Origin of the sequence: Limosilactobacillus mucosae, from assembly GCF_046939755.1 — a bacterium.
GTDB classification, from domain to species: domain Bacteria; phylum Bacillota; class Bacilli; order Lactobacillales; family Lactobacillaceae; genus Limosilactobacillus; species Limosilactobacillus mucosae_A.
Genome location: NZ_JBKZAY010000047.1, coordinates 1 through 6,248, shown reverse-complemented (window position 1 = coordinate 6,248; position 6,248 = coordinate 1). Strand labels below are relative to the sequence as shown.

At 45.6% G+C, this 6,248-nt stretch carries 6 protein-coding genes; 2 read left to right on the top strand and 4 right to left on the bottom strand.

Going from position 1 to position 6,248, the window contains the following annotated elements:
- Positions 1–22: 22 nt before the first annotated feature.
- Positions 23–682, bottom strand: coding sequence for a sugar O-acetyltransferase (locus ACLUWI_RS09810; protein WP_272217231.1), 660 nt, complete (start codon positions 680–682; stop codon positions 23–25).
- Positions 683–763: 81 nt separating this feature from the next.
- Positions 764–2,533: a DNA/RNA helicase domain-containing protein gene (locus ACLUWI_RS09805; RefSeq protein ID WP_412147173.1), complete on the bottom strand. Its 1,770-nt coding sequence runs from the start codon at positions 2,531–2,533 to the stop codon at positions 764–766.
- 246 nt (positions 2,534–2,779) lie between these two features.
- On the opposite strand from ACLUWI_RS09805, the gene ACLUWI_RS09800 reads away from it, so the two are divergent.
- Both ACLUWI_RS09800 and ACLUWI_RS09795 read left to right on the top strand, forming a co-directional pair.
- Positions 2,780–3,859, top strand: a complete 1,080-nt coding sequence (locus ACLUWI_RS09800; RefSeq protein ID WP_412147172.1) for an NCS2 family permease — start codon at positions 2,780–2,782, stop codon at positions 3,857–3,859.
- A gap of 12 nt (positions 3,860–3,871) precedes the next feature.
- Positions 3,872–4,429, top strand: coding sequence for a phosphoribosyltransferase family protein (locus tag ACLUWI_RS09795; RefSeq protein WP_412147171.1), 558 nt, complete (start codon positions 3,872–3,874; stop codon positions 4,427–4,429).
- 776 nt (positions 4,430–5,205) lie between these two features.
- Here ACLUWI_RS09795 and ACLUWI_RS09790 read toward each other — a convergent pair.
- On the bottom strand, positions 5,206–5,445 hold the full coding sequence (locus ACLUWI_RS09790; protein WP_242075274.1) for a hypothetical protein: 240 nt from the start codon (positions 5,443–5,445) through the stop codon (positions 5,206–5,208).
- A gap of 228 nt (positions 5,446–5,673) precedes the next feature.
- The gene (locus ACLUWI_RS09785; protein ID WP_412147170.1) at positions 5,674–5,910 is read right to left on the bottom strand and encodes a hypothetical protein; all 237 of its coding nucleotides are present in this window, start codon (positions 5,908–5,910) and stop codon (positions 5,674–5,676) included.
- Between the last annotated feature and the right edge of the window lie 338 nt (positions 5,911–6,248).

Genomic DNA, 6,248 nt, shown 5'->3' with positions numbered 1-6,248 from the left:
CAGCTATCTTAGCCTAAACTTATCAGCCGCGTTCCTTTTCTCGTAGCGAACGCGGTATTTCACCTTGCTGATAAGTCTGCCAGACATCGAGGCGGTCTTTTTCGTCCAGCTGGCGAAGCACGCGCGCGGGCACGCCGGCTACCAAAGAATTAGCAGGGACATCCTTAGTTACCACGGCGCCGGCAGCCACGATACTGCCTTCGCCAATCGTCACCCCGCCAGTAATCGTAGCGTTGGCGCAAATCCAGCAGTTTGGCTCAATCGTGACCGGCTTGGCATATTCCAGATTATGATAACCATCGGGATATTGAGCCGCCAGACGCTCCTTAGGCAAAAATGGATGACATGGCGTGGCAATCGTTACCCCACTGCCCAGCCAAACATTGTCACCAAGCGTAACTGGCGCAACGTCTAAAAAAGTACAGTGATAATTAATAAAGCATTCTTTGCCAACGTGGATATTGGTACCGTATTCGCAATAAAATGGCAAAAACAGTCCTAGCGATTTCCCCTTGGATGAAGGAATCAGCTCTGTTTTTAACCGCTCAACCGTTTGCTGATCCAAAATCGAAGTCTGATTCAGCTGTTGGCACAAAGCCATGCGCTGCAGATGATAGGCATCCAGCTTGGGGTCAGCTGGATTGTACAGCCGCCCGCTAGCCATTTTTTCAAATTCATCCATTGAATAAAACTTCCTCTCCAAAATTACTGATTGCGTCTCGTTCCATAACCCGGCTGTTCTTTGCCAATTGCATAAGCCAGATTATTTTTGTCTCTTACCCATGGCTGCCCGTTTTAAGGCCGCCTGCAGCTGCGGATCGACGGCGTGCAGATATAGGCCGTGCACGCCCCGCGTCAGCAAAACGTTCAATTCGTTGTGTAGCAGCTGCTCGCCAAATCTTTGCTTAGAGTGATCTTTCATCGTCCGACGCTGAACGGCTTTTTTATTGGCACTGGCGCTCGGATCAAAAATGACCTTGCCATCGCGATACTTCACCGATGGACCGATGACTACGCCGACATGATTAAGATCAAAGCCCTGGACGGTATAGGTTGAGCCGATCTCGTGAATCGTATGCGGCTGTTCGGCCCAGGAAAGGTCGCTGTATTTGACACCATTGATTTTTTTGACGTTGCTTTTCAGCTGCAGATTCCAAGGCATCGACCAATTCCCTTCACTGACGCACCAGTAGCTGCCATCTTTGGGCTTGCTGCTAGAATATTTCCAGTCAAACGTTGCCACCATCCGACTGATGCCATGGCCATGATCCTCAGCGTTAAACCTGGCAATTGCCTGTTCCATTGCGCGCGGATCATCAAAAATCTGCAGATCATAGCTGTCGTCGACTGGAATCGGATAGATGCGGCGCTGATCCACGAAGTCGCGAATCCAGCGAATCGTTTCATCCGAGGCCGCAATCCGCATTTGATTTTTGAGCCGAATCACCTTATCGCCGGCCAGTCGCTTGAGATGCTGCCAATCTTCATTTTCCATGATCTCATCGGCCGTCAGTACCTGCTTGTGATCATAAACCGCCAAGACGACTTTGGCCCGCTGCAGAATATCGAGCAGCTGATTGTTGCCATGGCCGTGATAGCCTTGATTCTGCTGGGTCCACAACAAATGTGCCTCATCGATAAAGGCCACGTCTGCTTGATGATTTTCATCATAGCGATTGATGAAGCGAGATGGCTTGATGACCGTTTCATCATCACCTATCCCCAGCTTTTTGACGATCTGCTGGTAAACCTTGAGCTGCTGGGGATGATTGACCATCATGACGGCATTGAGATGATCTTGCTTGGCTAATTCATAAAAGATATTGCTCATCAAAACCGTCTTGCCGGCCCCTGCTTCGCCAGTCACCAAAACCAACTGGCCGGTCTGATCGGTTGCCAGGGCTTGCTCGACAGTTTTTAAAATCTTGCGTTTGGCCATAGCCTGCTCATCAGTCAGCTTATTGAATGGTGAGGCCTTAAAGATGGCAGATTTTTCCAGAATACGCCGTGGTGGAAACAAGTTATGGTACTTCTTGTTTTCACCCAGCTTATCCCAGATACGATTAAAAATCGGAATGAACTCTTCGCTCGTGTAGTACTTGCGCTGGGCGTTCTCGCGGCGGTTGTTCAGCTTGGAAATGACGTCCACGCTGCTCAGATACTGCATCATGCGATTTTCAATATCTAAGGCCAGCGATTTATTGAAATGCTCGTGGCCAATCACAAACATGTGCGCGTTTTTGGCATTGCGCAGCTCCTCCCAGTCCTGGCGTGTTTCCGGATCGGCATCCAAATGCTCCAGCGTCCGCCGTTGAATGTCGATGGTCTCGCCGACATAAACCGTATAGTCTTCTTTGTAATTACTCTGCTTACCTTGATTATCAATGATGTAGACCGTTGGATACTCAGTCAAAAGTTCTTGTTCGTGATACTTGCCTGGGTAGCGTTTTTCAATCTCTTCATCCAGATGCGCGGCCGTGTCTTTACGATAAGGCGTCTCAAATATTAATGGATCTTTGATTTGTTTGCTCATAATCATCCCCGCTTAATCATGATTGGCTGAAATTTGATCGTGCCGTTTCTTCAATTATATTATAGTTGATCTACAATTGCGGTTCTAAATTGAGTCTTTTGACGGTTGCCGGCTTCCATTTGACTTGGAAACCGGTATTTTTAATATTATCTTGACAATCCCAGGCGATAAGCCTAATAATGTTCAAGTAAATTGCCTTTATTTAGTTATTTTCATTGTTTAATGTTCGTGTTTTAGGAGGAGAATATGCATTGGTTTGCTGACTTGATCGCTGCAATCGGCGTGGTCTTAAACGGAATTCCCCAAGGTATCATGGCCCTGAGCCTTGGATTCGCGGTGTTCCCAACCACGTTCTCGTTTCTGCTGGTTTGTGCGATCAACTTTATCTTTAATTCGGTCGCCCCGGTTTCGTTTCAAGCTGAATCGCTGGCACTGACCGGCAATCTGGGCCGCAATACCAAGGAATACACGTCAATCATCTTTGGTGGCTCGATCATCATGGCCATTATCGGTCTGACTGGTACCTTGACCAAGATCGTCGGAATGCTGGGCAACCATATCATTACCGGGATGATGGCCGGTGTTGGCATCATGCTGGCCAAAATCGCGCTTGAAATGGCCAAGAATAGTCAAAAGAGTTTCACTGGCTGGGTTTCAATTGCCATCGCGGTGGTTACTTATTTGATCTCAAACGACTTGGTCTGGACGATCTGTCTTTCAGTCATTGGTTCCAGCCTGTATGCCGTCTTTGGCGAGCACTACCGCAATGAGCTGCCCGCTAACGTGACGATGCGCCGCTTTATCTTCACCAAGCCGACTCTTAATCCACGAATCGTGCGGGGCGCGCTCAGTCTAGCCTGTCTAAACATCGGCGCCAACCTGTCATATGGTTTGATCACGGGGCAAATGACCGGCATCAAGCCTAATCCCGTCAACTTAAACCTGCTGACAACCTCACAGGCACTGGCCGACATGGGAACCAGTCTTTTAGGCGGGGCGCCGGTGGAAACTATTATCTCGGCAACTGCCAGCGCGCCGGAGCCGGTCATCGCTGGGTGTCTGATGATGCTGATCATGGCCGTGATTCTGTTTGCCGGCTGGCTGCCTAAGATTGGCAGGTACGTTCCGAGCGCGTCAATCGCTGGGTTCCTGCTGGTTTTGGGGATGTTTGTCACCTTCCCAGAAAATGCCGCCACCGCACTGGCTGGCAAAGAACAGCTGGTCGCCGCCACGACAATGATCATTACCGCGTTGGTTGATCCATTCGTGGGCCTGTTGTCCGGAGGCTTGCTGAAAGTCGTCTTGCCGCTGTTAGCCGCGCTTTAGGAGGAAACTATTATGAAAAAATATCGTATTACCGTTGGCGACCAAACTCGTGACCTGCCATTGATTCCCATCAGTGACGACACCGCCATTGCCTCATTCGTGCTGCTGGGCGACGATGCTATGTCCAAAACAGCGGCTGAACTGCTTTTGCCCAAGCTGCCTAAAAAGTTTGATTATGTCGTAACCGTGGAAAGCAAGGGTATCACCTTGGCACATGACCTCAGTCTTTTGTCCGGTCATCCCCGTTCATTCGTGATCCGCAAGTCAGTCAAGGGCTACATGGAAAATCCATTGACGACTGCTGTTGACTCCATTACGACCAAGGGACAACAGCTGCTCGTGCTTGACGGGGCCGATGCTGCCGAACTCAAGGGAAAGTCGGTCGTCTTAGTCGATGACGTGGTCAGTACCGGGGGCTCTTTAAAATCAGCCGAAAAGCTGCTTAATCTGGCTGGCTGCCAAATCGTTGCCAAGGCTGCCATCCTAGCTGAAGGCGCCGCTGCTGATCGGGATGACGTGGTATTCTTAGGTAAACTGCCATTATTCAACCTGGATGGCACAATCAAATAGTCCATTCATTAATGATAAATAATCGCCGACCCAGATGTCGTAAGCATCCAGGCCGACGATTTTGTTTTTGCTGATTTTTGGGAAACGAATGCATGCCCTGCTGAAAATATCGCTACCGCCCGTTCCAAGACTTTAATAGAAAAAGGCTGAATGTACGCGGGCTCCATAGTCGGTGCGATTGTCTTGGTCAATGAGTTTAGTGAACTGCTAGAGGCAAAAATCGCTGTCAAACATCGTTAGCGTGCTTTATGCAAGAAACCCTGCATAATAACGTATGAAGAATTCATCATTACCTACTTTTTTCGAAAATCGATGCATAGTAGGTAAAAATTAATGTATATCAAGTTAGGGATCCTTAACACTACCTACCATTTGATAAAATTCGCGCAATAGTAGGCAATTCACAAAGTTGGTCTAACCCAATCACCTCTCAAATATACAATTTTACCTACGATTTCGAAAAAAAGGATCAAGAGTAGGTAAAGTTAGGCCGACTGAATATTCAAGTACCTACTTCTGATCCGAAATCAGCGAATAGTAGGTATTTTCAAGGCCACCAGCTGATCAAGCCATATTTTTTATCACAAAGGCAGCTGCCAAATGGTTGTTATGATTCAACGGTTGTCAATATGGCAGTTATAATATCACTTCCGGTTCCTATAGCATTGAGGAAACTCATCCATAGGAGGCTTTTTAATATAGACAAAAATAGGAGAGTATATCAATTAATAAAATAGTTTGTCCCCTTTTAGCGAGGATCATTTTATATCTGCTTTTTATTTATTAGCTTCTAGTTTCTTAATTCTGTCATCAATCAATTCTCTTAATGACTTTAAATCTTCAAGATAATTGAAGTGTCCGTCTTCTGTTGCGACTTTAATGTTGTTTTTCATTTTTTCAGTTTTAGGGTTAATGAAAGACCTAGCACTTCCCAAAGTGTTTTGATAGCGAATCTTTTCTGGGTTCTTTTTACGGTACGTGTCCGTTGCTCGTCTTTGCGCTTGTGTAGTCTTCATCTTTTGTGCCTCCTTGTTTAGACTGTTATATCACAGTGTTAGACTAATGATCCATGGTAATCAGATTATTCATACTGTATTTTTAAACAAGGTAGTACTACTTAAGTTTTCGTCTTAATTCTTTTTTCTGCTATCTTTATGGTAGTTTTCCCAATACTTTGTTTCCGTCCCCTTTTAACGAGGATCATTTCATATCTTTTGTCATTAGAAAAGCATGCTTTTTTGCTTTTACAGTTCTTTTAGCTTATTATCAATCATTTCCCGCAATTCTAGCAACGCTTTTTTGTGGTCAAATTCACCGGCTGCTACTGCTTTTTGCAGGTGATCGTACATTGTTGCGTTTTTGTCCGGATCAGGATCAATGATTGCTTTTGCATGTCGTACGTATAGTTGGCAAGCATATCTGTCTTTATGCTGATCACGATATTTTTTTGTTGCTCGTTTTTGTGCTGCTGTTTCAGCCATACCAGTCACTCCTATTGTTCTTGCCATATCAAATATTTATATATCATACCCCTACACGCTTTTCAACCCGTCTTAATCCTTTTTGGTTTCCGTCCCCTTTTAACGAGGATCATTTCATATCTGTTAGGGTTGCTAGTAGCCTTATTGCCATTCATCAAGCCCTAAATCGTGAGTGATAGTGTCATACAAGCTATCAATGTTTTCAGCAACGCCATAAATTTCTTGTAAGTCTGATACAATTAACATTTTAATTACCTCTCTTTTTATCTTTAAAACTAATTACGCTATAATATTGTTTTACTAAATATTTAAATACAATCCTAATCTGTTGAAAAAAT